This window comes from Vibrio sp. 1727, from assembly GCF_033344415.1.
Classification (GTDB): domain Bacteria; phylum Pseudomonadota; class Gammaproteobacteria; order Enterobacterales; family Vibrionaceae; genus Vibrio; species Vibrio alginolyticus.
Genome location: NZ_JAWPOT010000093.1, coordinates 1 through 1028 on the forward strand (window position 1 = coordinate 1; position 1028 = coordinate 1028).

Genomic DNA, 1028 nt, shown 5'->3' on the forward strand with positions numbered 1-1028 from the left:
TGCAGAAGCTCGGCTCGCACTAAATAAGCACGAGCTTCCAATAATTATTCTTTTATTTTTCTTTAGCGACAGTGATGGCTTTTAATAAATCGCCATTAATATTCGGAATTGTGTCAGCCAAAAATATCTGATTACCAGGCGTAAAAGTGAGTAAAACGTTTTTTAGGCGTTGACTGTTCTCACTGGTTTTATTTTGAACATCAAACTCAATTAATTTGTTGTACACTTCATTTGCCAGTTTTTCTTCTTGTTCTTCGGTAATCGCAATGCGTCCAACACAAATTGGAGGCCGAATATCATGGCTAAACACTTCTTCACGAAAGCGCTGTGCAAATAGCGTGTCTAAATTTGAACCTTCTTCAAAAATAAAGCGGCCTGTATCTTTAAATTGATAGTGTTTATCCCCTTTCAGTTCAATGTAATCCATCATTTCTAGCGCGCGTAAATAGAGCGCAACGGAAGTATCACTCAGCTGGTATCTCCGAGCGATCTCTTCTAAAGACCACTCAGGTCGACGCAAAAGATAAAGAAAATCAAATAAGTGAGGATATTGATGAAAAATCTCACTGTTGGTGTCGGTGATAAACTGTTCACTCTCTTGCTGCAGCTGCTTACCTCGCATGGATAACTCAACCAAATCCGTATCAAGGTGCGTGGCGTACAACAAGATTTTATCTAAACCAAGAGACGTATTGTGAAGCTGCCTTTTTATGGTAGAAAGCGGGATTCCAAGTCCAATAGAAAGCTCGGAATATCCAATGCCTTTTTCTTTTATTTTTTCTCGTAAAGCAGCAAGTAAATACGTTGCAGAATTATTCATCTAACAATGCCTATATTTTATTTATTCAGCATCCATGATGATAAATTCAAGAGAATCCTACTCTTGTGATTTTGGTCTCAATATTCTATCTTGTTGGCGTAAAACATGTCTTATCCATTAGATTTTTTTACTTTTCTTTAACTGAATACATTTTACCCATCAAGAACAAGTTATAGCCATTGCTCTATGGGCTTATCAAGATAATAGT

Annotated in this window: 1 protein-coding gene; it reads right to left on the minus strand. The window is 37.0% G+C overall.

Annotation, left to right across the window (positions count from 1 at the left end; all coding sequences use genetic code 11):
• Positions 1-52: 52 nt before the first annotated feature.
• A complete protein-coding gene (locus tag R8O10_RS24020) occupies positions 53-820 on the minus strand; it encodes a hypothetical protein (RefSeq protein WP_017447041.1) in 768 nt (255 codons plus the stop codon).
• Positions 821-1028 lie beyond the last annotated feature (208 nt).